This window comes from Hamadaea sp. NPDC050747, assembly GCF_040654195.1.
Taxonomy (GTDB): Bacteria; Actinomycetota; Actinomycetes; order Mycobacteriales; family Micromonosporaceae; genus Hamadaea.
Window position 1 is genome coordinate 341,936 of sequence record NZ_JBFAHM010000006.1, and the last position, 25,219, is coordinate 367,154.

Consider the following 25,219-nt stretch of genomic DNA (forward strand, 5'->3'; position numbering starts at 1 on the left):
GACCAACGATGTCTCGCTACGACTGGGGCGACACCCACCCCGGCATCGAGAGGCTCAAGGCAGCCATCACGCCGTCTCGCGACAAGGTGGTCGGTCACCCGCTCTACGCCGCGCTGGACAGCCACGCGGCCATCACCACCTTCATGACACACCACGTGTACGCCGTGTGGGACTTCATGTCGCTGCTCAAATCGTTGCAGCGGCAGCTGACCTGCGTTGACCTGCCGTGGGTGCCGACCGGGCCGACCGGCAGCCGCCGCCTCATCAACGACATCGTCCTCGTGGAGGAGAGCGACGAGTTGCAGGGCGGCTTCATCAGTCACTTCGAGCTGTACCTCGGCGGGATGTCGCAGGCCGGCGCCGATCGCACCGCCATCGACACCTTCATCGAGCTGCTGCGCGACGGCAAGGGCGTCCCGGACGCGCTGGAGGCGGCGGACGTGCCCGCCCCGTCGGCCGAGTTCGTGGGTACGACCTGGAAGTTCATCCAGGAAGCGCCGGTGCACTGCCAGGCGGCGGCCTTCGCGTTCGGCCGCGAGGACCTCATCCCCGACATGTTCGAGCAGGTCGTCAAGGTCAACGCGGGGCAGGACGGCAAGCTGGACACGTTCGTGGACTACCTCGCCCGGCATATCGAGGTCGACGGGGAGGAGCACACCCCGATGGCCATGCAGATGCTCGCGGACCTGTGTGGCGACGACGAGACCAAATGGGCCGAGTGCGCCGAGACGGTGAACAACGCCCTCGCCGCCCGCGTCCGCCTGTGGACCGGAATCCTCGCCGCCATCAAGTAGGCACAGCTGAGAAATGGGCTCCGGCAGTTCGCCGGAGCCCATTTCCGTTGGCCGAATATGTCAGCGGAGCCAGGAACTCGTGAGGTCGAGGACGGTGGCACCGGTGGGGTCGGCGAGCTTGCGGGCGACGTACCGGCGGGCGTACTCGCTGGTCTGGATCCGCAGCGGGGGCCGCTCACAGGTGAGCACGTCGAGCACGACCGCCGCGACGTCGTCGGCCTCCTGCGCCGCCTCGATCGCCCCGGTCGCCACCCACCGGCGGTACGCGCGGAACGCGTCGGTGTAGCAGCCGGACCGGGCCAGCAAGGCGATCGGGTCGGCCCGGGCGCTGGTGACGAAGGCGGTGTCGAGCACGGCGGCCGGTTCCACGAGGGACACCGCCACGCCGACCTCCGCCGCCACCGGGGCCAGCGCCTCCATGAAGCCTTCGACCGCGAACTTGGCGGCCGAATAGCATTCGTTGAACGGCTGCCCGATGACGCCCCGGACGCTGCTGATGGTGACGAGCCGGCCCCGCGTCGTCCGCAGATGCGGCATCGCCGCCCGGCTGACCGCGACGGTGCCGAAGAAGTTCACCTCCATGCTCGCCCGCAGGTCCTCCTGCGTACCGAGTTCGAGGGTCGGGGCGATCGCGGCCACCCCGGCGTTGTTGACGACGGCGTCGAGGCGGCCGTACAGGGCGATGACGGACCGGACGCATTCGGTCACCGACTCGGGGTCGGTCACCTCCAGGCTGACCACGTCGACCGCGACGCCGGCCTGTTCGGCCGCCTCGCGCAGGGCGAGGTCGCCGTCGGGCCGGCGGACGGTGGCGACTGTGGCGAATCCGGCTCGCGCGGCGGCGATGGCCGTGGCGAGGCCGATGCCGGAGGACGCCCCGGTCACGAGGACGGTCTTCATCAGGCGCTTGCCTCCACGGTGGAGCGCTGCGGCGGGGTCGCCGCCATCGGAGCGGCCGTCGTCAGCAGCCGCTGCATGCCGCCGAGCGGCACGATCGAGGCGATGCCGATGACGGTCGCGGCGAGCATGGCGTACTTGGCGGCGTCGAGGACGCCGATCTGCCCGGCGAGCCGGGTGACCGCCCATCCGCCGACGAAGGTGCTGATCGGGATGACGCCCCAGGTGATCGTCCGGTACGCACCATGAATGATCGCCTGGTCGGCCACGGGCACTCGGGCCTGGCGGACGGCGGCGCTGTTGATGTTGTACCAGGCGAAGAAGAAGCCGTACGAGGTCAGCGTCGCCGCCAGCACGATCGCGCCCGGGAACCGGGGCACGAACAGCAGGCCCAGCCCGGAGGCGGAGTGGGCGACCATCGACAGGGCCAGCATCCGGCCCGAGCCGACCCGGCGGCTGACCTTCGGCGCGACCAGGGCGCCGAGGATCGATCCGCAGGCGGCCACGGACATCACCGCGCCGAACACTCCGGCGCTCATGTGCAGTCCCTGGTACGCCAGCACCGGCATCTGGGTGACGAAGATCGGCCCGCCGATGTTGGCCAGCAACGTTCCCGCCGTGCTCCGGCGTAGCACGGGATCGCTCCAGTTGCGCCGCATCCCGGTCACCGACCGGGTCCAGATCCGCTGGTGCGTACGCTCCCGCTGGGCGAACGGCCGCATCCCCCGGATGGTGACCGCCGAAGCCAGGTAGGACACCGCGTCCACCACCAGGGAGAAGACTCCGAGGCCCTGGTAGAGGGCGCCGGCCAGGGCGGGTCCGCCCAGCTCCGACACCGTACGGCTGGCCTCCATGCGGGCGTTCGCGCGTACCAGCTCGTTCTTGTGGACGATCGTGGCCACCGCGGGCATGTAGCCGATGTTGAAGAAGACCGTGGCCGCACTGACCACCGCGACGCAGCCGAACAGCAGCGGGACCGACAGCACCCCGCGCCAGTACGCGACCGGGATGGCCGCGATCGCCACGAACCGGATCAGGTCGCAGGCGATGAGCATGCGGCGCATGTCCCACCGGTCCGCCAGCGCCCCCGCGACCAGGCTGAGCAGCGGAATCGCGAGGTATTGCGCGGTGCTGACCAGCCCGACCTGAAACGCCGACGCGCCCAGCAGGAACACCATCGTCGCCGGGACGACGAACATGGTGACCCGGTCGCCGACGTAGCTGACCGTCTGACCGGACCACAACAGCTGGAAGTCCCGGCTCAACCGAGCCGGGACCTCCTTGTCGGGCGCGGCCATCAGCCGCGCACCACGAGATCGGAGATCTTGCCGGTGCGGTCGTTGCCGATCAGCTTGTCGACGACGTTCACCGCGAGCGCGTGCGGGTTGCGCTGGAAGACGATGCTCGGCCCGAACGCCGACCCGACGATGTGCTCGCGCACGCGGGCGGCGAGACCCTCGGTCGCACCCGACGGCAGGACCAGCACCTGCAGCACCGCTCCGTTGTCGGTCTCGGTGACCATAAGCTGGGCGCGGGCGACGCCGGGCACGCCGCCGAGGTCGCTCACGAAGTCCGCGACGTTGAGCAGGTGCCCGCGGAACTTGATGAGTCCGTCCCGCCGGCCCAGCACCTGAACCGCCGCGCGCGGGTCGCCGCACGAACAGCGCACGATCTTCCCCGCGTCACCGGTCCGGTAGCGCAGCACCGGATTGAGCACCTCCGGGTTGAGGCAAGTGAAGTCCAGCAGGTCGTCCTCCCCGATCCCGACGAGCTGGGTGGGCAGCGGGTGCCAGGTGTCGGCGGCGCAGTCCGGCGTGTTCGTGCCGACGACCCAGGTCTCGGTGCTGCCGAACATGCCCCAGCGGCGGGCGTTCGGCGCGACCACCGGCAGGTCCTCGTCGAGCTGCCGATCCCAGCCCTCGCCGAGCCACAGCACCGACTTCAGGTCCGGCAGCTTGATCCCGGCCTCGCGGGCGTGGCCGAAGACCAGGCGCAGGACGCTGGGCGTACCGCCGAACGCGGTGACCTTGCGCTGGGCGAAGAACTCCAGCCAGGGGGTGTACTCGTCCTTCGTCATCGCGCCGAGGTTCATCGCGACGCACCCCGCTAGGTCCACATAGGAGTTGACGAGGAAGTGCGCACCCCACATCTTCCCGGCGCTCCAGCCGTTGACGAAGACGTCGTCGGGGCCGAGCGCCTTCCACTGCGCGTACACGTCGCGCATGTAGAGCCCGGTCGGCGCGTAGCCGACCTGCGGCGAACCGGTGCTGCCACCGCTCTGGAAGACCCAGGTCGCGCCGCTCTTGGCACGCGGCTGTAGATGCCGCAGCGCAACCTGGAGGTCGTTCTTGACCATCACCGGAAGAGCGCCCAGGTCGTCGAGGTCGTCCACGCCGCCGGCGGCGTAGCGGGGCGCGAGCGCCTCGACCGAGCGGAGCTGGGCGACCAGGTCCGCGATCCGGTCGCGGTGCGCTCCGGTCAGGCCGTCACTGACGAACTCAGGCATGGGTGACCTCCTTCAGCTTGTGGCCCAGCCACTCCGTGTGGCCACGCCGGTACGCGCGGAACCGCGCCTCGATGATCGAGCGCTGCCGGCGGACCACCGAGGGAGAGCCGGGATCCGGGCAGACGATGGCGGCGTCGGGTTCGATCTCGGAGAACCAGAAGCGCTCCCCGTCGTGGAGGAAGTCGACCGCCAGGAACGGGATGGGCACCCGGTCGGCGAAGTACTCCAGGGCGTCGGCCAGTTCGGTCGGCAGCGGGACGTACTCCTGCCGTCCGCCGCGCCCGTAGTTGGCGACGTAGGTGCCGCTCGCGGGCGTACGCCGGGCGACCGTGTGCGGCTTGCCGTCGATCAGATAGACCCGGTAGTCGATGGTGCTCGCGCCGAGGTAGGGCTGGACGGCCAACGCCGTCTCCCCGCCCTGGGCCAGCGACAGCAGCCCTCGCAGGTCCTCCAGGTTGTGCGCCATGCAGATGCCCCAGCCCGCACACCAGCCGGTGGGCTTGACGATCACCGGGAAGGTCAGGTTCGCCAGCACCGGCTCGTAGAAGCCGTGGCCCAGATCGCGCCCGGTGCCGATGCGTACGGTGGGGATCGGCGGGATCGGCGAGTCCTTCAGGTGCACCAGCGTCGCGAGCTTGTCGTTGACGGTGGCCGACAGCCAGGGCGGCGACGGCAGGTAGAACCCGGCGTTCTCCAGCACGGCGTAGAGCGCGTACTGGTTGAACACGTCCATGGCCTGATACGGCAGGGAGTACAGCGACGTCACGAACAGCGTGTCGGCCGGCGTCACCCGCTCCCCCGCGACGAACACCCCGACGTTGTCCGGATCCGTTCCGTCGACCGCCACGTCCTCGGGCGGATGCGAGTCCCAGCTCAGTCCCAGCCCGGCCGCGACCTCGGCGTACGCGTCCCAGAACGCCTTGCGCCACTTCGGCACCGCCCGGGACGACTCCCGATCCGGGAACAGCCACACCATCCGGCGCAGCGTGCCCGGCTCCTCATGCAGTTCCATCTGCGTCCCCTCTGTCCTGATTGGACGACTGTCGGGGCACGACGGGCAGCTGGACGCTCTGCCCGCGGAACTCGGCGACCACCGGACCGCCGAGGCGGCGAACCGTGCAGTCGTAGACCCCCGTACGCCCCTGCCGGGCCCGCTCGGCCGCCACGGCTTCCAGCACGTCGTCCGCGTACGCCGGAAGCAGGAACGTGATCTGGGCGTGCTGCGCCAACGCCACCGGTCCGTGACTGTTGGCGGCGTACGCGAAGGCGGCGTCGGCGAGCAGGAAGATGTATCCGCCGTGGACGACGCCCTGGCGGTTGAGCATCTCGCCGGTGACGGCGAGCCGGAGCCGGGCGTGCCCGGTCCCCAGGTCGGTCAGTTCCACGCCGAGCGACCGGCACGCCGGGTCGAGCTCGGACACCTCGGTACGCGACATCGAGCCTCCCCACACCACGTCCTCACACGGGTGCGGGGAGTCTCCCGAGAACCTCTACGGAATCACTGCTGATCCACTACGAATCCGCTACAAGCGGTCGCCCGCCGCGCTGCGCTGGATCAGGGGTGCCGGTCGAATCTTGCGCCAAGATTCGACGGAGAACCCTGATCCAGCGCCGAAAGCAGAGCGCCAGAAAGGGGGCGGCGGGTCAGCCGAACAGGACGCTGACCGATTCGCCGTTGTGGATCCGGCGCATCGCCTCGGCCAACGCCGGCGCGACCGAGATGACGGTCAGCTTGGGGATGAGCTTCTCCTTCGCGATCGGCACGGTGTTCGTGCAGACGATCTCCGCCACTCCGGGCTCGTCGGCCAGCCGGTCGACCGCACCAGCGGTGAACAGGCCGTGGGTGCAGGCGATCCGGATCGTCCGGACGCCCCGCTGCCGCAGGTGTTTGAGCAGTTCGATGGTGGTGGTGCCCCGGGCGATCTCGTCGTCGAGGACGATGACGTCGCGGTCGGCTACCTCGCCGATGATGGCGCTGATCTCGACCCGGTCGTCGCTGAACCGCTGCTTGGCCCCCGTCGCGACCGGTACGCCGAGCAGCCGGGCGAAGGCGGCCGCCTCCTTGGCGTTGCCGAGGTCGGGTGAGACCACGACGGTGTTGCTCAGGTCGTAGCCCTGGAAGTGCCGGGCCAGCTCCCGCAGGGCGTGCAGATGATCCACCGGGACGCTGAAGAAGCCGTGCACCTGCGGGGAGTGCAACGCCATGGCGAGTACGCGGCTCGCCCCGGCCGCGACGAGCAGATCTGCCACGAGCCGTCCGCCGATGGAGATCCGCGGCGCGTCCTTCTTGTCCGAGCGCGCGTACGCGTAGTGCGGGATGACCGCCGTGATCCGGCTCGCCGAGGCGCCCCGGGCGGCGTCGATCATCATGAGCAGTTCGACGAGGTGGTCTTGGGTCGGTGGGACGAGTGGCTGGATCAGGAAGACGTCGCGTTCTCGGACGTTCGCCTGCAACTGCACCTCGAGACAGTCGTTGGCGAAGCGGGCGAGGCGGGACGGCAGGAGCGGAACCTCGAGTTGATCACAGATCTCCTCGGCCAGCTCGGGATGGGCACTTCCGGAAAAGACCGCGATGTCGCGCACGAGGCCAGCCTAACCGGCGGGCGTACCCCGGTTGAGCAGGACCACCGTGTCGAGGACGCGGTGCCAGTCGAGGTCGCCGAGCGGGCGGCCGGCGAGCGCGCCGAGCCCTGCCATCGCGGTCAGCAGACGCTGCCGGGCGGCTGGGGAGAGTTGTCGCGCCTCGGCGCGAAACCGTGGCCCGTGGGCGAAGTCGATCAACGAGTCCGGGAGCCCGTCGTCCTCGCGGGCGAGTTCGTCGGCCAGCTCGATGCGCAGCTTCGCGCCGAGGGCGCCGGCCAGGGACGCGATCGCCGACAGGGTCGGGTTGCCCCGGCCGTTCTCGAGGTTGGCGATGTAGGGAACGGACAGACCGGCGTCCGCCGCAACCGACGCGATCGTCCGTCCCGTCGTCGTCCGCCGTGCTCGGAGCCGGCTGCCCAGCTCTTCTATTTCCATGCGACACATCTTGCCATAGAGTGTTCCACAGGAATAGCCTCCCGGGGTATGCGACCGCTTCTCGTGCGGCACCCCGGCTTCCGTCTCTTGTGGACATCCGCGACGATCTCCGCGCTCGGCTCCTGGCTGCTGGTCATCGCCGTGCCGGTGCAGGTCTACCGCCTGACCGGGCAGGCCACCGCGACCGGCCTCGCGCTGGCCCTGGAGGCGGCGCCCGCCGTCCTGCTCGCCCCCTGGGCCGGCGTGCTCGCCGACCGCTTCGACCGGCGGCGCCTGCTCGTCGCCGCTCACGTGGCCGCCGCCGTCGCCGTCCTGGTGATGCTGCTCCCCGGCGGAACCACCTCGATCTACATCGGACTCCTGCTGGAGACCTCGGTCGTCGCCTTTCTGCAGCCCGCGATCCGCGCACTCACCCCGCAGGTCGTCCCGGGCGATGCCGACCTGGCCGCGGCCACCTCGACGACCTCGGTCACGCAGTCCCTCCTGCGGCTGGCCGCGCCCCTGCTCGGGACCGCGCTGCTCACCCAGGGCGCCTTCGCCCACGTGGCGCTGCTCGACGCCGCGAGCTATCTGATCGCCGCCGCGCTGCTGGCCGGGCTGCGGGTCAGGTCCGCGCCAGGTGCGGTCTCCGGCCCGGCCGGCCTTCGCGCCGGTCTCGCTTTCCTCGCCGGTACGCCGTTGCTGCGGGGCTTGGCGGTGACGACGTGGGCGTACTGGACGGCGAACGCCGCGCTCACCGCATTGCTCATCCCGTTCCTCGCCGGCCTGCTGGGTGAGCCGCCACAGGCACTGGGACTCCTCGTCACCGGTCTCGGCGCGGGCTACCTCCTCGGCTCGGCGGTGGCCGGACGGCTGCTCCCCCGCTACACCACGCGTACGCTGCTGTCGGCCGGCTATGGGGCAGTCGGAATCTGCTTTCTCGTCCTGTTCACCGCGCCGAACCTGGTGATCGCGTGCGCCGCGATCGCCGCGGCGGGCGTACCGGGTGCGATCGCCGTGACGGCCACCCAGTATCGGCTGCAGGCCGCGACCCCCGACGGCGTACGCGGCCGGGTCCTCGCCGCGTTCTACGCCACCGACTCCTTGGCGGCGTTGACCGGCGCGCTCCTCGGACCGCTGATCGCCGGATGGGCCGGCCTCTCCGCAGCACTCATCGTCTTCAGCACCGTCGTGCTGCTCACCGCCGCACTGGCCGCCGTCACGCTGCCTGGTGGTGCGCCACGATTCGCCCGAGCAACTCGGTCAGCTGCTCGCGTTCCTTCGCCGTCAACGGAGCGAGCAACTCCTCCTGCACCTGATCGAGCCGCTCCCCCAGCCGCTTGCCCTCCCGACGGCCCGCAGCGGTGATGGTGATGACGTTGCGCCGCTTGTCGGCGGGGTCGGGCGTACGCTCCACGAACCCCCGGCCTTCGAGGTCGTTGAGGACGGCGACGAGGTCGCTGAGGTGGATGCCGCTGCGGCGGCCCAGGGTCGCCTGGCTGGCCGGGCCGAACTCCTCCAGCGTCGCCAGCAGCCGATAGTGGTAGCCGCGCGCACCCGCCTCGGCCAGCCGCTCGGCCAGCAGCCGGTGGCCGACCCCCGCGGCCCGGCTGAGCAGCCAGCTCGGCAGGCTTGTGAAACGGGCGGGGGCGACGTCGTCGGCGTACTCCACGCCTCCGACTATATCGTTCGGCCGACCAACGGTTATCCCATGGCCGGGACCGGGTCGCCACGGAGGCGGCTGTAGAGGTAGCCGTCCCGCCACTTCCCCGCCCGGAACTCGCAGGCCCGCACGATGCCTTCCAGCTGGAATCCGGCTTTCACCAGCGACTTCTGCTCGGCGAGGTTTTCCGGGTGCGTACCGGCCTGAATGCGTTGCGCGGGAGTGTGCGTGAACAGGTAGTCGCACAGCTGCGCCTGGGCCCGCCAGCCGATCCCTCTGCCCCGCCACTCCGGCAGCAACGCGATGCCGATCTCCCAATAGGGCGCCTGGCCGCCGTAGCTGCCGGACCGATAGCTGACGAAGCCCGCGGCCTTCGCGTCGAACGCCTCGATGATCAGGCGGCCGTCGTGTTCGCCCAGGTAGGAATCCAGGGCGAAACGGCGCGCAGGGGCTTCGGGGTCGCGGAAACCGGCCCAGTCCAGACCGATCAACCCGGGCTCGAGGCAGAATCGCCGGAACATCGCCAGGTCGCCCGCCGCGACGGGGCGCAGGCTCACGTGGGGGTCGCTCATCCTGCGACGGTACGCCGAACGCCGCGCTGCGTCCGAGGGCCGGAAATCCCGCGTACTCGGGGCTGAACAGGCCGGTAACATCTCCCGCCATGCGCAGCAAGATCGAGCTGGACACCGCCATCCGCCAGGACCGGCGCGCGGTGCTGCTCCTCAACACCCGGTCCCGGCGGGGACGCGACCACTTCGAGCAGGTGTCGCGCCACCTCGACACGGCGGGGTTCGGGTTGCTCGCCCGTTACGGCGTCGAGCGGCCCGAGCGGCTGCCGGAGATTCTGGCCGAGGCGATTGGCCTGGGCCCGGACCTTTTGGTGGCCGGGGGCGGCGACGGCACGATCAGCGAGACCGCGAGGCATCTGGCGCACCAGGACATCGCGATGGGGCTGCTGCCGCTCGGCACGACCAACAACTTCGCCCGTACGCTCGGCGTCCCACTCGACGTGACCGGCGCGCTCGCACTGCTCACCGACGGCAAGGTGGCCGACGTCGACCTCGGCGAGGCGGCTGGGCGGATCTTCACCAACCTCGTCTCGATCGGCCTGTCCGCACAGGTCGCCGAGCACGTTCCGCATCGGCTCAAGCGACGCGTCGGACGGGTGGCGTACCCGCTGACCGCGTTGACCCGGCTGCCCGCACACCGGCCGTTCGACGCCGTCGTGACCGGCGGCGGCGAGGTACGCCGCGTCCGCACCCATCAGCTCAACATCGCCAACGGCAACTCCCACGCCGGCAACCCGATCGCCCGCGACGGCAGCGCCGACGACCGGCTGCTGATGGCATACGCCCTGGGCCGGCACGGGCGACGGCATCTGCTCGGAGCGACCCTCCGGCACCTGGTGACCGGACGACTCCGGACGGTCGAGGGATCGCCGTTCCTGGCCGCGCCCGAGGTACTCGTCGAGACCGAGCCGTCGTTGCCGCTGGACATCGACGGCGAGGTGCTGGGGCGTACGCCGGTGCGCGTCCGCATTCTGCCGAATGCTCTGCGCGTCATGGTCGCGGCGGACTTCCCCGACCGCTGACCCGCGTGATCATCGCGTCAGCCATGCTGTTTCGCGGGGCGATTTGCCCGCTCAAACAGCATGGCTGACGCGATGATCAGGAAGCGGATCACGAGGCGGCGAGGTCGCGGGTGGCGGTGTCGCCCGCCTCGTTGGCCCGGGCGAGGAAGTCCGCGATCAGTTTCAGCTGCGCCTCGTCGTAGCCCGCGCAGATGTCGTCCATCGCGGCGTTCATTCCGCTGAACAGCCGGAACATCTCGCGGCCCCGATCGGGCAGCGCTCGTAAGGTCACCGCCCGGCGATCGGCCGGGTCGCGTTCCCGTGCGATCCAGCCAGCCTTCTCCAGCCGGTCGAGGATGCCGGTGAGAGTGGCCGGATGGAGCCCGGCCCGGCGGGCGAGCGTACTGGGGGTCAGCGGGCCGTTGCGGCTGATCAGGTCCAGGCAGTCCAGGTCGATCTCTTTCAGCTCGACCTTCCCGCTCACCTGCCGGTTCAGCATCGCCAGCTGATTGCGGAGATCCCGCAGCGAGTCCTTGACCTGCGCGGTCAGCCGCCGCCGCGTACGCCCGTCGCCCGCCGGCCCGTCGTCGGCAGGTTCGTCGGCCGTGCCGGAGCGAGATGTTACGTGACTCATATTGTCTGAACCTCAAACTGAACTAGTATGGTTCTCATATGATACGTCTCTGAGAGGAAATAGCAGCGATGTTCCTGGTCACTGGAGCGACCGGCACGGTCGGGCGGGCGGCGGTCCGGCTGCTGGTCGAGCGCGGAGCCAAGGTCGCGGCCGTCACCCGCGATCCCCATGCCGCCCTGCCATCCGAAGCTCAGCTCGTCCACCCCGATGAGGTTACGGCGCTCGACGGCGTCGACGGCGTACTCCTCAGCCCGCGCGCGTTCGGCGATCGGCTCGCCGACCTCGCCGCCCTGCGCCCCGAGCGGATCGTCGTCATCTCCTCGCTCACGATTCCCTTCCCAGTCGGCGAGGCCCGGTTCCGGGAGCATTTCGTGGCGACGGAGAACGCCGTCCGGGCAATGGGTCCGGAGTGGACGATGCTGCGCTGCGCCGACTTCGCCGCCAACACGTTCGCCTGGGCCGGGCAGATCAAGGCCACGGGAACCGTGCGCGGGGCGTACGCCGCGGCGCGTACCTCCACTGTCGACGAACGGGATCTCGCCGAGGTCGGTGTGCTCGCGCTGACCACCGATGGGCACGCCGGCGAGGCGTACGTGCTGACCGGCGAGCAGTCGCTGAGCCAGGCCGAGAAGGTCGCCGCGATCGGTGCGGCCGTCGGCCGGGAGCTGACCTTCGTCGAGATGGAGCCGGAGGCGGTCCGTCAGGGAATGCTCGCCGCTGGGCTGCCCGCCGAGGTGCCCGCCCGGCTGCTCGGCTCACAGGCCGACTACGCCCGCGAGGCCGGTCCGACCACCGACACCGTACGCCGCCTGCTGGGCCGCCCGGCCCGCAGTTTCCCGACCTGGGCCGCGGATCACGCCGCCGCCTTCACGGCATAGGAGGTCACCGTGAAACTCACGATCATCGCCGCCACCGGCGGCATCGGACGTCACCTGGTCGAGCAGGCCGTCGCGGACGGTCACGAGGTCACCGCGGTCGCCCGGAGGCCGCGTAACCTGCCGGAGGGCGTACGCGCCATCGCGGTCGACTTCGAGCACCCGGACCCGGCCGCACTCCGCACCGCGGTCCGGGGCGCCGACGCCGTGGTGTCCGGGCTCGGGCCCCGGGATCCCCGGGCCGACGCCGGCATCACCTCGCGCGGCACCCAGGCGATCGTCGACGCGATGACGGCCGAAGGCGTACGCCGCATCGTGATCGTCAGCGCCGCACCGGTCGGGCCCGTGCCGGTGCCGGGTCAGCGGGCGCTGCCCAAGCACGACCCCGGCGACGGGTTCTTCATGCGTCACGTGGGCACCCGGATCGCGCGTACGCTCTTCGGCGCGCACTACGCCGACCTCGCGGCCACGGAAAGGATCCTGCGGGACAGTGATCTGGAGTGGACGGTCTCGCGGCCGCCGAAGCTGACCGACAAGGCGCTCACCGGTGCGTACCGGACGGCGTTGAATCGCAACATCCGGGGCGGGTTCTCGATCTCCCGCGCTGACGTCGCCCACCACATGCTTCGCATGGTCGGCGAGCCGGACACGGTCCGGCAGGTCGTCGGGGTGGCGCACTGACCGTGGCCTACGTCGTCCTCACCCTGCTCGCGGTCGTCGCCAACGGCTTCTCCGCCGTCCTCGACTTCGCGCGGTACAAGCAGGTCGCGCTGGTGATGGAGCGGGGCCAGGTGCCCCTTTCCTGGATGACGCCGCTCGGCGTGCTCAAGGCCGCGGGCGCTCTCGGTCTGCTGGCGGGCTTCGGCTACCCGCCGCTCGGGGTGGCCGCGGCCGTCGGCCTGGTGCTCTTCTTCCTGGCCGCCTTCGTCGTCCACTTCCGCGTACGCGACTTCGGCCTGGGGCTGCATCATCTGTTCCTGGCGATCTCCGCCGCCGCCTTGGTGGTGCAGATCCAGGCCGCGGCCTGAGCCGGAGTGACGGATACTGACGGTCATGGAACCGTTGGCCCGCCTCAGCGGAGTCGCCCTGGAGTGTCCCGATCCCCGCGCGCTGGCGCAGTTCTACGCCCGGTTGACCGGCTGGCGGCTCGTCTACGAGAACGACGACTGGTGTTCCCTCGGCGAGGACGAGTCGTCGCCGTTTCACCTGTCGTTCCAGCGGTCGCCAGGGCATCGGCCGCCGGTCTGGCCCGACCCGGCCTCCTCGATGCAGTTCCACCTGCACCTGCGGGTCGCCGACCTCGACCAGGCCGAACCGGTGGTGCTGGCGGCGGGCGGGAAGAAGGCGGCGTACCAGCCGAATCCGGCCGGGTCGAGGGTGTTCCTCGACCCGGCCGGTCATCCGTTCTGCCTCGTGGGCTGAATCGTGAGGCTGACCTACTTCAGGGTCAGCGTCCAGGAGTCGATCTTTCCGGTGGCGCCGCTCTCCAGGTCGGTCGCCTCCAGCGACCACGTCCCGTCCGCGACCTGGCCGGACAGATCAAGCGTGTAGATCTTGTCGATGTTGTTCATGTCGGCGCCGTCGCGATCGTGGATCAGCACCCCGCCGCCCGGTCCGACCAGCCGGAGTTGCAGATCGCCGATGTTCGTGTGGGCGATGTGGACCTCCAGCCGCGCGGTCGCGTTGGCCATGGGGCTGGCCAGGCTCCCGCACCCGGCGATGGTGAGCGAGCTGGTCACAGCGGTGCCGTCGTCGGGGATGGCGACGTCGGTCGCGTTCGAGCCCTGGCAAGCCGCCGATCCGGTGACCATGACGGTGACCGGCGCTGTGCGTACCGTCCCCGCTGTCCCCTCACCCCGGACGACGATGGTGTACTCGCCCGGAGTGGTGGTCGCCGCGGTGGAGAACGAGATCGCCTGCGCCGATCCGTCGGTGGGGATCGAGCCCAGCCCGAAGATCGGCGTCATCCCGGCCGGCGCTCCGGTGGCGGTCAGCGAGACCAGTTGGTTCACGCCGGTCGTCTTGGTCGCCGCGATGGTCGTGCTGACCGTGCCGCCCTGCGCCACCACGTAAGTCGCTCCGGGGACCGTCAGGGTGTAGTCGTCGGCCACCGGGCAGTACGTGTTCTCCTTCGAGACCGACCGGTACGGGCAGTCGGCGTACTGGGCGAGCCGGATCAGGGCCTGCCGGTTGCGGCTGGTCTGTGCCGGGATCACCGACGCGGGCGGGTAGAACTGCTCGAACAGGTCCGACCGCTTCGGGTACATCTCGAAGGTGAAGCTGAAGATCTTCTGATCGGCCCACATCCAGTCGTTGATGATGCCGTCGGCGATGTAGAGGCCGCTCGCCTGGCCCGGCCAGTACCCGTTGAGATCGGCCATCTCGGTGCCGATCGCGCGATGCGCGGCGTACGCGTCGGCGGTCATCGGACCGACGACCGTGCTCGTGGTGTAGCCGAAGGGCCACAGGACGAGCTGCGAGTAGGTGTGGATGTCGAGGTGCTCGGTGATCTGCTGGGTCCCGCCGACCCGGCGGCTCAGCACGAAGTCCCGGATCACCTGGGTCTCCTTGGCCGAGAAGGCCGCCGACCCCCGATAGGTGTCCTTCGACTTGACCCCGGACGAGCCGGCGCAGCAGCCCCACTTGTAGCCCCAGTTGCGGTTGAGGTCCGTGCCGATCTCGGTGGAACCGCTGTTGGGCTGCCGATTCTTGCGCCACATCAGATAATCACCGCTGTCGACGTCGTACTGGGCGCCGTCCGGATTGACCATCGGCACGATCCAGATCTCGCGGTTGTCCACGATCTTCGTGATCGCCGGATCGCTGCCGTAGTCGTTGAGCAGCATGTTCGCGAGATACAGCGCCATCTCCACGGTGAGGTGCTCGCGGGCGTGCTGGTTCGCCGTGAACAGCATCTCCGGCTCGGACTCGTCCGCTCCCACGTTGTCGGAGATCTTGAGGGCCACGATGTCCTTGCCCTCATAGGACTTCCCGATGACCTGCTGCGAGGCCAGCGTCGGATAGAGGCCGACGAGCCGGCTCACCTCTGCCTTCGTCTCCGAGTAGTCGGTGTAACCGGGGTCGACCGGGCCGAACGTGGCGGCCAGGGTGGCCGCCGACATGTCGTCCACTTTGAGCCCCTGCTTGCGCAGCTTGGCCGCCTGGTCCGGCCGGGCCTGGACGTAGACCGCGCCTTCGTCTACGTCGGTGATGACGGCTCCGGCCCGGTCGAGCAGCAGTTCCTGGCCTGGCTCCAGGCCGCGTACACGATAGGCCTGCGCGGGCGCCGCGCCCTCCGCGGGCGTGCTGAACAGGCTGAACGCGGCGCCCAGAGCGAGCACCGACAGGGCGGACGCGACTCGTCGCCGCATGGATTACCTCCGCGAGGGGTGGGGTGGCCGGTGGGCGGGGTCGCCCACCGGCCGTGAGGGTCAGTCGGTGCAGGAGACCGGGTCGGAGAAGTGGCCCGGCGAGCCCGGGTACGCCTTGCCCGCCCCGTGGTCGCCGGTGTCGTCGACGTAGGTGAAGGCGAGTTCGCCGAAGGCGGACGTGCCCACCGTGCCGATGTCGGCCGCGGTACGCCCGGCGCCGGACGCCCAGGCCAGCCGGGTGATGAAGTCCTGCATCGCGGGGCTGTGCTGGCGGACGTCGTTGTAGCCGCCGTAGGCCGCGTTGCAGTGGAGGTAGAGGTTGTAGGCGCCGTTCCAGTCGAGCAGCCGGTCACCGGCGCTCGGCCCGTTCTGCGCCACGTCCGCCTCCAGGACGTCGCGGTCCCAGCCGCCGTAGATCCAGTCGGTGCCCTGGTGGTGCTGGTTGTCGGCGTCCGACGCGTCGGTCATGTTCGTCCACTGGAACCACAGGCACGGGTCCCGGGTGACGCCGTTGACCTCGGTCGGCCACCGGCCCGGCTGGCAGTCGGCGAAGACGCCGCGCGGCTTCACGTCGAGCACGTCGGAGCCGAAGCCCTCGTCCAGGCTCTCGCCCGAACCGCCGAAGACGTGGTCCACGAAGCGGTCGTCCGTGCCCCGCGCCGACGCGGTGAAGACCCCGTTGACCAGGCAGTCCGGCGTGGCCGCGTCGAGGACCGGGTCGCAGCCCTTGCCGCCCCAGAGGACGTCCGAGCCCGCCGCCCCGAAGATGTCGTCGCCGCCGCTGTCGCCGTTGATGACGTCGTCACCCCAGCCGCCGTGGATGTCGTCGTTGCCCGAACCACCGCGGATCAGGTCGAAGCCGCCCTCGGTCAGACCGTTGTGCGGCATCGCCGGGTCCGTCGGCGAGCCGATCCAGACGTCGCCGTCGGTGTCGTGCCGCAGGTCCGCCCGCCGGTCGTACGCGCCGAGGCGGAAACCGGTGAACGTCTCCTGCGGAACGCTGGACAGCGTCATCGTGAATCCGAGCGTGGCCACGTCGTCGGCGTTGAGGTACTGGTTCATCAGGCCGCCGCGGTCGCCGACGATGGCGTCCTCACCGGCCTCGCCGTAGATCGTGTCCGAGCCGAGTTCGCCGAACAGGTCGTCGTCACCGGAGCCGCCCCAGACGGTGTCGTCGCCGTCCTGGCCCCAGATCCCGTCGTTCCCGCCGTCGCCGTAGAGCTGGTCGGCGCCCCAGGCGCCGTTCGGCTCGCAGGTCGCCTGCGCGGTGGTGCAGAACCGGGTGGACGGGCCGGGCAACGCCGGGTCATGCGTACGCACCACCGTGGCGTTGGTCAGGTCCGCGCCGGTCGCGTAACGCTCGGCGTACACCTTCTCCTTGCCGTCGAGGACCGTCCGGAGCAGCGATCCGTTGTCGCCGAGGATGACGTCGTCGCCGCCGTCGCCCTCCACCACGTCGGCCCCGTCCCGGAAGCCGGCCGCCGAACTGCCGCCGATCAGGTCGTCCTGACCGTCGGGCGTACCGGTGCCGACGAGGTCGCCCGCCGGACCGGCGGCACCCGGCCACGGCTGCACCGGCAGCGGAGTGACCGTGCTGTGCCCGGCCGCCCCCAGCGGGAGGTCGCCGCGCAGCGTGTCGACCCCGCCGTTGCCCTCGAGGTAGTCGGCGTCGCCGTCACCAGTGAGGGCGTCGTCACCGTCCTGCCCGTACGCGAGGTCGACGCCGTCGCCGCCGCTGATCCGGTCGCCGCCGTGGCGCAGCGGGTCGGCGTTGCCCCGGTCGAGCAGCGAGATGACCCTCGGCAGGTACGCCGAGCCGTCGGCGGCGAGCCGCGCCGTCACCGCTGCCGCCGGTTCCCCGGCCAACGGGCGCAGGATCGCGCCGTTGTCGCCGAGGATCACGTCGGAGTTCGGCCCGCCGAAGAGGGCGTCCGCCGCGTCCGGCTGACCGGTTCCGCTGACCGCGTTGTCCACAGTAGAGGAGCCGCCGACCAGGTCGTCGTCGCCGAGGTCGCCCTCGACCCAGTCACTACCCGGCCCGCCTTCGGCGTAGTCCGCGCCCGCGCCGCCGAGAACGCGGTCCGGTCCGCCCTGCCCGAGCAGGACGTCGTCGGAGCCGAGCCCGGCCACGTAGTCACCTGCGCTCGTGCCCGCCACCGGGTTCAGACCCAGGTCGAGCAGCGTGATCGCGCGCTGCGGAACCGCTCGCCCGGCCACGATCCGGGCGACCGTGCCATCGGTGAACTTCGCGTTGTCCCCGGCGATCAGGTCGTCGTCCGCGTCACCGACCAGGATGTCGGAGCCGTCGGGACGGCCCACTCCGGCCGAGGCCTCCTCCGAGGACCCGCCGATGATCTGGTCGTCGCCGTCGCCGCCGCTGACCGTGTCCGCGCCGTTGTTGCCCTCGATCTGGTCCTGGTCGCCGTCGCCGGTGACCAGGTCGTCGCCGAGGCCGCCGTAGATCCGGTCGTCCTGCGCGCCGCCGTGCAGCACGTCGCCCGCTCCGGCGGCCGGGGTGGTCCCGTTCAGATCCAGCGGGTACGCCCCGGAGTCGCCGTCGGCCGGAGTGCCGTTGTCCCCGACGATCCGGTCCGCTCCCTCCTCGCCGTAGACGTAGTCGGCGCCCTGGTCGGTCTCGCCCGCGGCCCGGCTTCCGCCGTAGAGGATGTCCGCGCCGTCGCCGCCGTAGATCTGGTCGCCGCCGTCGTTGCCCTCCACGGTGTCGACGTCGCCGCCGCCGTACAGGCCGTCGTTCCCGGCGTTGCCGTAGACGGTGTCGAGTCCGGCGTCGCCGAAGACCTGGTCGACGCCGTCGCCGCCCCACGCCTTGTCGTCGTCCCCGCCGAGGGCGAGGATGTCGTCGCCGAGCTGGCCACAGGCCCGGTCGGCACCGCTGCCCAGATCAGCGCGGTCGTCGCCGCCACCGGCGGTCACGACCTCCACCCCGGCCCCGCCGAGGATCAGGTCGGCCGAGCCCTGCACGGCGGGAACCGGCTGGGCGAAGGTGGCGCTGTCGGCGCACGCCTCGGCGGTCAGGTGCTTGTCGCCGAAGATCGTCGCGCCGCCGTCGCCGCCGATGATGTGGTCGCTGCCCAGGCCGCCGACGAGCAGCTTGGTCTGCGACTGCGTACCGGCGGGCAACGGGTGGTGGGTGACCGGGCGGAACGGACCGTAGCCGTCGGTGCCGTCCGGCGCGCCCACGTCGGAGGGCTCGGCGACGAGGTAGTCGTCACCGGGACCGCCGAAGATCTGGTCGGTGCCGTAGCCGCCGATCAGGACGTCGTTCGCGCCGTACCCGTTGATCGTGCCGGACTCGCCGTTGGCGGAGTGGGAGACGACCAGGTCGACGCCCGCACTGCCGTAAACCTCGTCCTGACCGCCGCCGGTGTCCACCATGTTCGTCAGACCCGTGTCACCCACGCCGTCGGCGTCCGGATCGGCCGGTACGCCTTGCGCGTACGTGTAGATCTTGTCCGGGCCGTTGCCGCCGTTGACGCTGTCGGAGCCGGCGCCGCCGACCATGACGTTGGTGCCGTTGGCCTTGGCGTCGTCGACCATGGCGGCCAGCGTGTCGTCACCGCCGTTGCCGTAGACGGTGTTGCCGCCGTGGCCGACCGTGATCGTGTCCACACCAGACCCACCGTCGGGGTCCTCGGCGGGCGGGGTCAGGCTCGTCCAGTTCACGACGCCGGTGAGGGTCTTGCCGCCCGCCGTCACGTCCTGGGTGGTGTAGCCGAGACCGTTGTCCCCGGCGACCGTGCCGGTACCGTCACCCGTGGTGATGGCGTCGTTGCCGCCGCCGCCGGCGACCCAGGCGGTCGCGCCGGGAGCCTCGGCGGTGACGATGGTGTCGTCGCCGGGACCGCCGTCCACGTACGCCGGACCGGTGCCGGTGCGGATCTGATCCTTGCCGTCCGAGCCGAAGACGACGGCGGTCTTGTCGAACGGGGACGCCGTGCCGTTGCCGGACGGGTCGCCGTCCCCGAGGAAGATCACGGACATCGCGGTCTTGTCGGCGTCGCTGACCGAGTAGCCCCGGCCGTCGACGACCACCCGCTTCAAATTCGGGTCCAGGAACTGCTGCGTACGCCCCAGCGCCTCGACTGCGAATCCGTCGAAGTCGTCGCTGCCGCCTGGCTCGTTGGCGTCGGCGTAGTGCAACGCGTACACCTTGACCACGTCACCGGGGTAGGTGCCGGCGGTGTTGTCCCAGGCGGAGTGCCCGCGCTGGGCCGACTTGCCGAACTTGCCCGCGAAGACGACCAGGGTGTCCCCGCTGACGCCACCTAGTTCCGGTGGTGGCGGCGAGCAGTCGGGCTGGGCGCGGAAGTCCAGCAGGACCGCGTTGACCAGCGTGAAGCTCCACGTCTTGGAGAACAGGAACAGATCGATGGTGATGTAGACCCGCAGGAACACCGACAGCTGGCCGCTGGTGGTGAACAGGCAGATCGGGTTGGTCAGCAGCGCCTGCAGGAATTCGCTGAGGCGGAACTTCCCGTCGTTGTCCGGATCGTTCCAGGCGAACCCGACCGTCAGGCGTACGCCGCCCTCGATCCCGGCCTTCACGATGAGCAAGGTGACCTCGGCTCCCGCCGCGATCTCCCCACGCAGGGTCACGACCGGGACGGTCACGCCGTTGGCGTCGGTCGTCTTGAAGTACAGCCCGTCGAGCAGGCTCACGGCGTTGACCGCGGTGCCGTTGGTCGCCGCCTCGATCGCGTGCCGGATCCCCTTGGTGTCCAGCCCGGCGATGAAGCGGGCGGTCACCGAGGCGCTGCCGGACAGCGTGATCATCACCGGCGGCGGCGCGTACACCGGGCCGAACGACTGCCGCCAGGAGAAGCCGAGCTCCAGCGGGCCGGAGTCGAACCCGACCAGCTCGACGTCCTGGCCCAGCAGCAGGCCGAACAGCGACCCGGGGTTGTCGAAGATCGGGAAGGTGAAGCCGATCTTCGCCGCGTTGCTCTTCTGACCGGCCGGGGCGTCGAACAGCTTCGCGCCGTTGGAGGCCCCGTCCACCTTGGACTTGACCTCTTGCGCGCTGACCGGCTGCGGGTTGTCGATCAGACTCGCCGCCGACGCCGGGGAGGCCAGGGTCGTCAGTGCCTTCGCCGGGTTGACGAAGAAGGCGCCGAGCGGAATCTTGCAGCTCGTCGTGCAGTCGGGAACGTGGTTGATGAAGTCGATCACCGCCCGGACGGTGTCCACGAACTCCAGGTTCGGGCCGCCGTTGAGGGTGCTGAACGTCTTCGCCAGCCAGATCAGGGTGATGTCGGGTCCACCGGCCGCCTTGGAGAGGTCGGACAGGACCGGGATCGGGGCGTACAGGGTGTCGATGACCGGCTGGAGCGGCCCGGTCACGGACTTCACCTTGTCCAGGACCGGCTTCAGGATCTTGCTGAAGAACGCGCCCGCGTCCAGGGCGATGTCGGAGAACTCGATGTTCAGGTTCCCCGGCACCAGCTCGCCGGTGTGGTTGCTGATCCCCCAGCCCAGCTTGAACCGGGCGCTGATGCCCGGCAACGCCGAGCCGACCTCCGTGCTCGGATCGACCTTGGCGGTGAGCTGCCAGTCGATGGCGATCGTCGCCGTAAGGTTGGTCTTCATCAGCGAGCCGAGGTCGCCCAGCTCGGCCAGGGTCAGCTTGGCGTTCGCGTCGGCGGTGCACGGGCTCGCCGCGAAGCAGCTCTCCTCGCCCGCCGAACCCAACAGGTCGATCGCGAAGTACGCGCTCGCCAGCGGCGCGGCCGACTTCTTCTCGGCGAGCACCTGGATGAACGCGAGCTGCGCCTCCAGGTCGTCGGCGTCGAACTTGGCGCCGATCTGCAGCTCGGGCGACAGGTCGTTGCCCGAGTGCGTGGCCACGTAGAAGCCCTCGGTCCGGTCGAGGACCAGGTCGAGGTGCAGCTTCCAGCCGAGCGCGACGTGTACGCCGCCGGTGTCGCCCTTCTTCGCCTTCAGCGCCAGCCCGGGTACGCCCAGATCCAGCGGGACGTCGGTGCCCAGGCAGTCCGATCCGGCGCAGCCGTCCACAGCGGACGGATTACCGCGCTGCGTGGTGAGCTGGATGCGGACGGACTGCACCTCGGCGAGCGAGCAGGGTTCCGCTACGCCCTGACGGCACGCGACGTCGACGGCGAGCGCCGGATCGAGTTGCTGCATCGCGGCGGTCAACGCGGTGTCCAGGCCGTCGCTGTTGGCGGGCGCGTTGGCGAGCACCGGGCCGATGGCCGCCTTGATGTCCTCGCGCAACTGGTGGATGAAGCGCTGCCCTTGCTGGAGATCGTCACCGACCAACGGCAGTTTGCCGTCGAAGCTCGCCAGCCGGAGCGCCTCCTCCAGCTTGGCCAGGTAGCCGTCGATGCCGACGTTGAAGTCGGTCAGCTTCAGCACCAGGCTCTCCAGGCAGGGCCCGAGGTCGGGCAGCTGCGGCGTCAGGTCGAAGTCCTTGGTCGCCGTCAGCGACAGCACGTTGCTGCCCGCGGGCGGGTCGCAGTCGTTCAGGAAGATGGGCGCCCGGGCGCACAGCGCGACGTTCGCGCCGCCCACGCCGCTGCCGCAGTCCACGCCGTCGGTGGTCAGCTCCGGGCTGAGGCCGAGGAAGCCGTCCAGTACGGGCTTGTCCTCGTCCCCGCCGGTCGTCAGGCCGACCTTCAAGTTGCCCTGGACGCTCGCGTAGTCGCCCGGCTTACCGAGGTCCAGCGCCAACGGGCCGACCCTCGCGGCCAGCGCCACCTGGTCGGCCGCGACCGACACAGTCACCCCGGCGTGCGAGGAGTGGTCGAGCAGCGGGGCCGCGTCCAGGGTCAACGGCAGCAGCAGGCCGAGGCTCGCCTCGCCGGTGACGTCCAGCGCCACCGTGCCCGACGAGTCGAGGCTGACCAGGTCGCCCGCGCCCGACCAGGCGAAGGTCAGCGGCGTACCGGTGTGGAACTTGCGCTTCCAGTCCAGCCCGATACGCAGGTATGGGCCACCCTCCCGCTGATCGAGGGCGAAGCTCAGGCCGCTGCCCTCGCCGATGGTCTTGTTGACCATGTCGAGCGCGTCCTGCAGGGTCTCCGGCGGATTGGCCAGCAGCCGGTCGACCGCCTCGGCCAGTTCCGGGCGGACGGCGTACGCGGCCCCGGCCTCCGGCGTCGCCGACCCGGCCGCCGCGATCCGCAGGGTCTGGTCGTCGACGACGTCGAGAATCCGGTACGCCTTCGTCCCGATGACGACGGTGCGGTCCTTGAGACGCAGCGGGAACTTGGAGGTCGCGTCCCGGCTGGTGTCCTTCAGCAGGAAGTTGGAGTTCTCGGCGGTGTAGCTGACCGAGGTGCCGACGCCGCTCTCGTCGCTGCCCATCATCTCCCGGGGCGACTTGCCGAGCAGCGGGATCTTCTGATCCATGATGCCGCTGCCGCCGTTGGCCGCAGCCAGCGCCTGGTTGATCAGCTTGATCGCCTCGACGACCGTCCCGAACAACGCGTTCGGGTCGTCGGGGTTGAAGTCGAGCGAGTAGAGCCCGTCGAGGTTGGTCGCGTTGATCACCGGATCGCCGCCGGCGGTCTGGCTGAACGTCGCGCTGATGCCCTCGCCGAGGACGCCGGTGTCGCCCGGCACGGTCAGCCGTACCGATCCACTGGTGCGTACCGACGAGGTGACGTTGAGCAGGCCGGCCGGATCCGCCTGGAGCTTCTGGAACAGCGCGCCCAGGCTGAGATCCTGGGCCTGCTTGAACTTCACGCTCAGCATGGCGGGCGCGGCGGCGGCCTTGCCGACGGCGAGCGAGCCGTTCACGCGTACCTTGAGGAAGCCGACCTTGGTGTAGAAGTCGATCGCCGAGGTGATCGGGAAGTCGGCGGTGAACAGCGGAGTGTTCGGGTCGGTCCGCAGCAGCACCCGGTCGGCGTTCGCGGTGGCGTCGCCGACGTTGTCCCGCAGGTCGAGGACCAGCGTGATCGCGGCGGTGTAGGCCGGCTTGACCTGCGCCAGGCTCGCCTGCGCGTTCGCCGTACGCAGACCGGTCTTCTTGCCGTCGTCCAGCGTCTGGGTGAACGAGTCGCCGAGTTGCACGGCGCCGATGTGCGGGTCGGAACTGCTGATGACCCAGCTGCTGTCGTCACCGGGACGGCCGCCGATCCACTCGCCGGTCAGCGTCACCGTCGTCGCCGTGTTGTCCTGCACGGTTCCGGCCGAGGTGCCGGCCACCACCCGCTGGCCCTTCAACGCCCCCGGGGTGAACCGGTTGGTGGGCACGGAGAATCCACTCGGGGTGAACGTCGCGCCCTTGCCCGAGACGCTCGCCGCACCCGGGTCCAGCGCGATCGCCGAGCCGGGCGTACGCGCCAACGCCAGCGAGAAGGCGAGCTTGTCGTCGGCGAACGACATCGGCGTCGACCCGAGCAGCCCTTCGTCCGACAGGAGCTTCAGCAACTGCTGCAGCGAGGTGAACCGGGGCTGACCGGCCCGGGCCGGGTCGTCGGTGCCGGGGACGAAGTCGGGGTCCTCCGGTTTGGGGTAGGTGTGCTTCTTGAGGAACGCCGTGACCTTCTCGTTGACCGCGACCGCGTCGGCGTACGTGCCGCGCAGGAACGGCAGGTTGAGATTGCCCGCCGCCTTGCTGCCCTGCACACCCGACAGGAACGTGGCGAGCTGAGCCAGCCCCGCCGCCAAGTCGAGCGGGCTCATGTTCTTGAACTTGGCGATCGTGCCGTCCAGCCCCGACGTGCCGATGGTCGGCTGGCCGGTGCTGACGTCGGGCCAGCTGACCGTGACGGTCGCGTCCAGGCTCGGCAGCCCGACCGGTGCGCCGCTCGCGGCCGCCCCGAGCTTGATCGTGGCGGCGATCGAGCCCGGCCCGGCCTCCGTCGCGTCGTCGGAGATCTTGCCGCCACCGGCGCCGTCCAACGCCGCCGTGACCAGGCCGGTCAGCGAGCCGGGTGAGCTGAGTTCACCGCCGGTGCCGAAGGCGAGCTTGCCGTCGCCGTTCGGGTCGTTCAGGCGTACCAGCAGGTGGGCCGAGGCCGAGAGGGTCGTGCCCGGCTGGAGCGCGACCTCCAGGATGCCCACGGACGCCGTCGCCTTGTCCAGATCGGACCGGAAGTGGGCGACGGCGTCGATGTCGAGCCGCGGCGCGTCGGCGTCACGGACCAGATAGGTGGTCGTGCCGTCGGAGCGGGCCTTGAGCCGCAGCGTCGCCCAGCCGGTGACGGTGACGGCCTGCCCGGCGGTGATCCCCGCGGCCGCGAAGTCCTTCCCGGTGACCTCGCGCTTGGCGGAGAGCTGGAGATCCAGTTCGTGGACCCCGTTGGTCTCCGTGACGGTGCTCGTCAGGCGCACGCCACCGCCGAGATCGCGGTCGCTGTTGGTCAGCCCGTACGCGGTCAGCCCGTCCGACGCCGCCTGCACGAGGTGATCGGCGTCCACGAGCGACCCGGCGCTGACGCCGAGCATGGGCAGCGGCTGAGCCAGCTGCCCCACCTTGCTCAGGCCGTTCGCCCAGCCGGCCGTGTCCGTCACGACCTGCCGGAGGCCCGTCTCCCAGGTCGGCGGATCGGCGTGCGCGGGCGCGCCGGTCACCACCACCGCCACCGGAGTCACCAGAACCAGCGCCAGCACTGCCCTGAGGGCGCTGGTCAGCCGGGATCTCCCCATCCCCATGTCGACCGTCCGATCGCACCGCGGCCGTCAGGACTGTCCACTGAGGCCGATCAATGAAGTAGTGAGGCATGTATATGCCTTCGGCGGATCAGATCATCGGGGCGTCACTGGGAGCCAGCTCCATGTCGGATGCGAGACAGCAGAACGCGACGTTCGGACCACTCTCTGTCACGGCTACTCTCCGCGAACGGACGGCGCGGTCGAACTGGTCAGGTGTCAATCTCCGGCTGACTGGGTATCGGTCGGCGAGCACGGGGGCCGTTCGCAAAG

Annotated in this window: 18 protein-coding genes and 1 pseudogene; 7 read left to right on the top strand and 12 right to left on the bottom strand. The window is 70.3% G+C overall.

Annotated elements, in window-relative coordinates:
* Positions 1–8: 8 nt before the first annotated feature.
* Positions 9–794, top strand: a complete 786-nt coding sequence (locus AB0H43_RS16560; RefSeq protein ID WP_360000198.1) for a DUF3050 domain-containing protein — start codon at positions 9–11, stop codon at positions 792–794.
* A 60-nt stretch (positions 795–854) separates the two neighbouring features.
* Here AB0H43_RS16560 and AB0H43_RS16565 read toward each other — a convergent pair whose 3' ends face one another.
* The 7 genes from AB0H43_RS16565 to AB0H43_RS16595 form a co-directional block, all read right to left on the bottom strand.
* On the bottom strand, positions 855–1,694 hold the full coding sequence (locus tag AB0H43_RS16565; protein WP_360000199.1) for an SDR family NAD(P)-dependent oxidoreductase: 840 nt from the start codon (positions 1,692–1,694) through the stop codon (positions 855–857).
* Positions 1,694–2,989: an MFS transporter gene (locus AB0H43_RS16570; protein ID WP_360000200.1), complete on the bottom strand. Its 1,296-nt coding sequence runs from the start codon at positions 2,987–2,989 to the stop codon at positions 1,694–1,696. Before AB0H43_RS16570 ends, AB0H43_RS16565 begins: the two co-directional genes overlap by 1 nt.
* A complete protein-coding gene (locus AB0H43_RS16575; RefSeq protein ID WP_360000201.1) occupies positions 2,989–4,197 on the bottom strand; it encodes an AMP-binding protein in 1,209 nt (402 codons plus the stop codon). The genes AB0H43_RS16570 and AB0H43_RS16575 overlap by 1 nt, the downstream gene beginning before the upstream one ends.
* Positions 4,190–5,209 carry a hypothetical protein gene (locus AB0H43_RS16580; RefSeq protein ID WP_360000202.1) on the bottom strand — a complete coding sequence of 340 codons (1,020 nt, stop codon included), beginning with the start codon at positions 5,207–5,209 and terminating at the stop codon, positions 4,190–4,192. Before AB0H43_RS16580 ends, AB0H43_RS16575 begins: the two co-directional genes overlap by 8 nt.
* Positions 5,196–5,633 (bottom strand): hydroxyphenylacetyl-CoA thioesterase PaaI, encoded by a 438-nt coding sequence (paaI, locus tag AB0H43_RS16585; protein WP_360000203.1) that lies wholly within the window; start codon positions 5,631–5,633, stop codon positions 5,196–5,198. Before paaI ends, AB0H43_RS16580 begins: the two co-directional genes overlap by 14 nt.
* Before the next feature lie 208 nt (positions 5,634–5,841).
* Positions 5,842–6,780 (bottom strand): ribose-phosphate pyrophosphokinase, encoded by a 939-nt coding sequence (locus AB0H43_RS16590; RefSeq protein WP_360000204.1) that lies wholly within the window; start codon positions 6,778–6,780, stop codon positions 5,842–5,844.
* A gap of 9 nt (positions 6,781–6,789) precedes the next feature.
* Positions 6,790–7,215 carry a helix-turn-helix domain-containing protein gene (locus AB0H43_RS16595; RefSeq protein WP_360000205.1) on the bottom strand — a complete coding sequence of 142 codons (426 nt, stop codon included), beginning with the start codon at positions 7,213–7,215 and terminating at the stop codon, positions 6,790–6,792.
* A gap of 48 nt (positions 7,216–7,263) precedes the next feature.
* Here AB0H43_RS16595 and AB0H43_RS16600 point away from each other — a divergent pair.
* A pseudogene (locus AB0H43_RS16600) lies at positions 7,264–8,379 on the top strand (MFS transporter); the annotation flags it as partial.
* A gap of 34 nt (positions 8,380–8,413) precedes the next feature.
* Here AB0H43_RS16600 and AB0H43_RS16605 read toward each other — a convergent pair.
* Both AB0H43_RS16605 and AB0H43_RS16610 read right to left on the bottom strand, forming a co-directional pair.
* Positions 8,414–8,866, bottom strand: a complete 453-nt coding sequence (locus AB0H43_RS16605) for a MarR family transcriptional regulator (RefSeq protein ID WP_360000206.1) — start codon at positions 8,864–8,866, stop codon at positions 8,414–8,416.
* A gap of 32 nt (positions 8,867–8,898) precedes the next feature.
* Entirely contained in the window at positions 8,899–9,429 is a 531-nt protein-coding gene (locus tag AB0H43_RS16610) for a GNAT family protein (protein WP_360000207.1), read from the bottom strand.
* A gap of 89 nt (positions 9,430–9,518) precedes the next feature.
* On the opposite strand from AB0H43_RS16610, the gene AB0H43_RS16615 reads away from it, so the two are divergent.
* Complete coding sequence (locus AB0H43_RS16615) at positions 9,519–10,448, top strand: YegS/Rv2252/BmrU family lipid kinase (protein WP_360000208.1); 930 nt, start codon at positions 9,519–9,521, stop codon at positions 10,446–10,448.
* Positions 10,449–10,536: 88 nt separating this feature from the next.
* Here the strand turns inward: AB0H43_RS16615 and AB0H43_RS16620 are convergent, their stop codons facing one another.
* Positions 10,537–11,061 (bottom strand): MarR family transcriptional regulator, encoded by a 525-nt coding sequence (locus tag AB0H43_RS16620; protein WP_360000209.1) that lies wholly within the window; start codon positions 11,059–11,061, stop codon positions 10,537–10,539.
* A gap of 68 nt (positions 11,062–11,129) precedes the next feature.
* On the opposite strand from AB0H43_RS16620, the gene AB0H43_RS16625 reads away from it, so the two are divergent.
* Genes AB0H43_RS16625 through AB0H43_RS16640 form a run of 4 tightly spaced genes read left to right on the top strand, consistent with a single transcriptional unit; the run spans position 11,130 to position 13,358 of the window.
* The gene (locus AB0H43_RS16625) at positions 11,130–11,939 is read left to right on the top strand and encodes an NAD(P)H-binding protein (protein ID WP_360000210.1); all 810 of its coding nucleotides are present in this window, start codon (positions 11,130–11,132) and stop codon (positions 11,937–11,939) included.
* A gap of 9 nt (positions 11,940–11,948) precedes the next feature.
* Positions 11,949–12,617, top strand: a complete 669-nt coding sequence (locus tag AB0H43_RS16630; protein WP_360000211.1) for an NAD(P)H-binding protein — start codon at positions 11,949–11,951, stop codon at positions 12,615–12,617.
* Positions 12,618–12,619: 2 nt separating this feature from the next.
* The gene (locus tag AB0H43_RS16635; protein WP_360000212.1) at positions 12,620–12,964 is read left to right on the top strand and encodes a DoxX family protein; all 345 of its coding nucleotides are present in this window, start codon (positions 12,620–12,622) and stop codon (positions 12,962–12,964) included.
* A 25-nt stretch (positions 12,965–12,989) separates the two neighbouring features.
* Positions 12,990–13,358, top strand: coding sequence for a VOC family protein (locus AB0H43_RS16640; RefSeq protein WP_360000213.1), 369 nt, complete (start codon positions 12,990–12,992; stop codon positions 13,356–13,358).
* A 14-nt stretch (positions 13,359–13,372) separates the two neighbouring features.
* Here AB0H43_RS16640 and AB0H43_RS16645 read toward each other — a convergent pair whose 3' ends face one another.
* Both AB0H43_RS16645 and AB0H43_RS16650 read right to left on the bottom strand, forming a co-directional pair.
* Positions 13,373–15,307, bottom strand: a complete 1,935-nt coding sequence (locus AB0H43_RS16645) for a M14 family zinc carboxypeptidase (RefSeq protein ID WP_360000214.1) — start codon at positions 15,305–15,307, stop codon at positions 13,373–13,375.
* Between the two features lie 60 nt (positions 15,308–15,367).
* Positions 15,368–24,949 (bottom strand): hypothetical protein, encoded by a 9,582-nt coding sequence (locus AB0H43_RS16650; protein ID WP_360000215.1) that lies wholly within the window; start codon positions 24,947–24,949, stop codon positions 15,368–15,370.
* Positions 24,950–25,219: the final 270 nt, after the last annotated feature.

What these genes read in the sequence shown, in the direction of transcription:
- AB0H43_RS16570 (WP_360000200.1), bottom strand. Translation starts at nt 2,989, where the DNA reads ATGGCCGCGCCCGACAAGGAGGTCCCGGCTCGGTTGAGCCGGGACTTC.
- paaI (WP_360000203.1), bottom strand. Translation starts at nt 5,633, where the DNA reads ATGTCGCGTACCGAGGTGTCCGAGCTCGACCCGGCGTGCCGGTCGCTC.
- AB0H43_RS16650 (WP_360000215.1), bottom strand. Translation starts at nt 24,949, where the DNA reads ATGGGGATGGGGAGATCCCGGCTGACCAGCGCCCTCAGGGCAGTGCTG.
- AB0H43_RS16595 (WP_360000205.1), bottom strand. Translation starts at nt 7,215, where the DNA reads ATGGAAATAGAAGAGCTGGGCAGCCGGCTCCGAGCACGGCGGACGACG.
- AB0H43_RS16610 (WP_360000207.1), bottom strand. Translation starts at nt 9,429, where the DNA reads ATGAGCGACCCCCACGTGAGCCTGCGCCCCGTCGCGGCGGGCGACCTG.
- AB0H43_RS16575 (WP_360000201.1), bottom strand. Translation starts at nt 4,197, where the DNA reads ATGCCTGAGTTCGTCAGTGACGGCCTGACCGGAGCGCACCGCGACCGG.
- AB0H43_RS16580 (WP_360000202.1), bottom strand. Translation starts at nt 5,209, where the DNA reads ATGGAACTGCATGAGGAGCCGGGCACGCTGCGCCGGATGGTGTGGCTG.
- AB0H43_RS16640 (WP_360000213.1), top strand. Translation starts at nt 12,990, where the DNA reads ATGGAACCGTTGGCCCGCCTCAGCGGAGTCGCCCTGGAGTGTCCCGAT.
- AB0H43_RS16615 (WP_360000208.1), top strand. Translation starts at nt 9,519, where the DNA reads ATGCGCAGCAAGATCGAGCTGGACACCGCCATCCGCCAGGACCGGCGC.
- AB0H43_RS16625 (WP_360000210.1), top strand. Translation starts at nt 11,130, where the DNA reads ATGTTCCTGGTCACTGGAGCGACCGGCACGGTCGGGCGGGCGGCGGTC.
- AB0H43_RS16620 (WP_360000209.1), bottom strand. Translation starts at nt 11,061, where the DNA reads ATGAGTCACGTAACATCTCGCTCCGGCACGGCCGACGAACCTGCCGAC.
- AB0H43_RS16565 (WP_360000199.1), bottom strand. Translation starts at nt 1,694, where the DNA reads ATGAAGACCGTCCTCGTGACCGGGGCGTCCTCCGGCATCGGCCTCGCC.
- AB0H43_RS16645 (WP_360000214.1), bottom strand. Translation starts at nt 15,307, where the DNA reads ATGCGGCGACGAGTCGCGTCCGCCCTGTCGGTGCTCGCTCTGGGCGCC.
- AB0H43_RS16560 (WP_360000198.1), top strand. Translation starts at nt 9, where the DNA reads ATGTCTCGCTACGACTGGGGCGACACCCACCCCGGCATCGAGAGGCTC.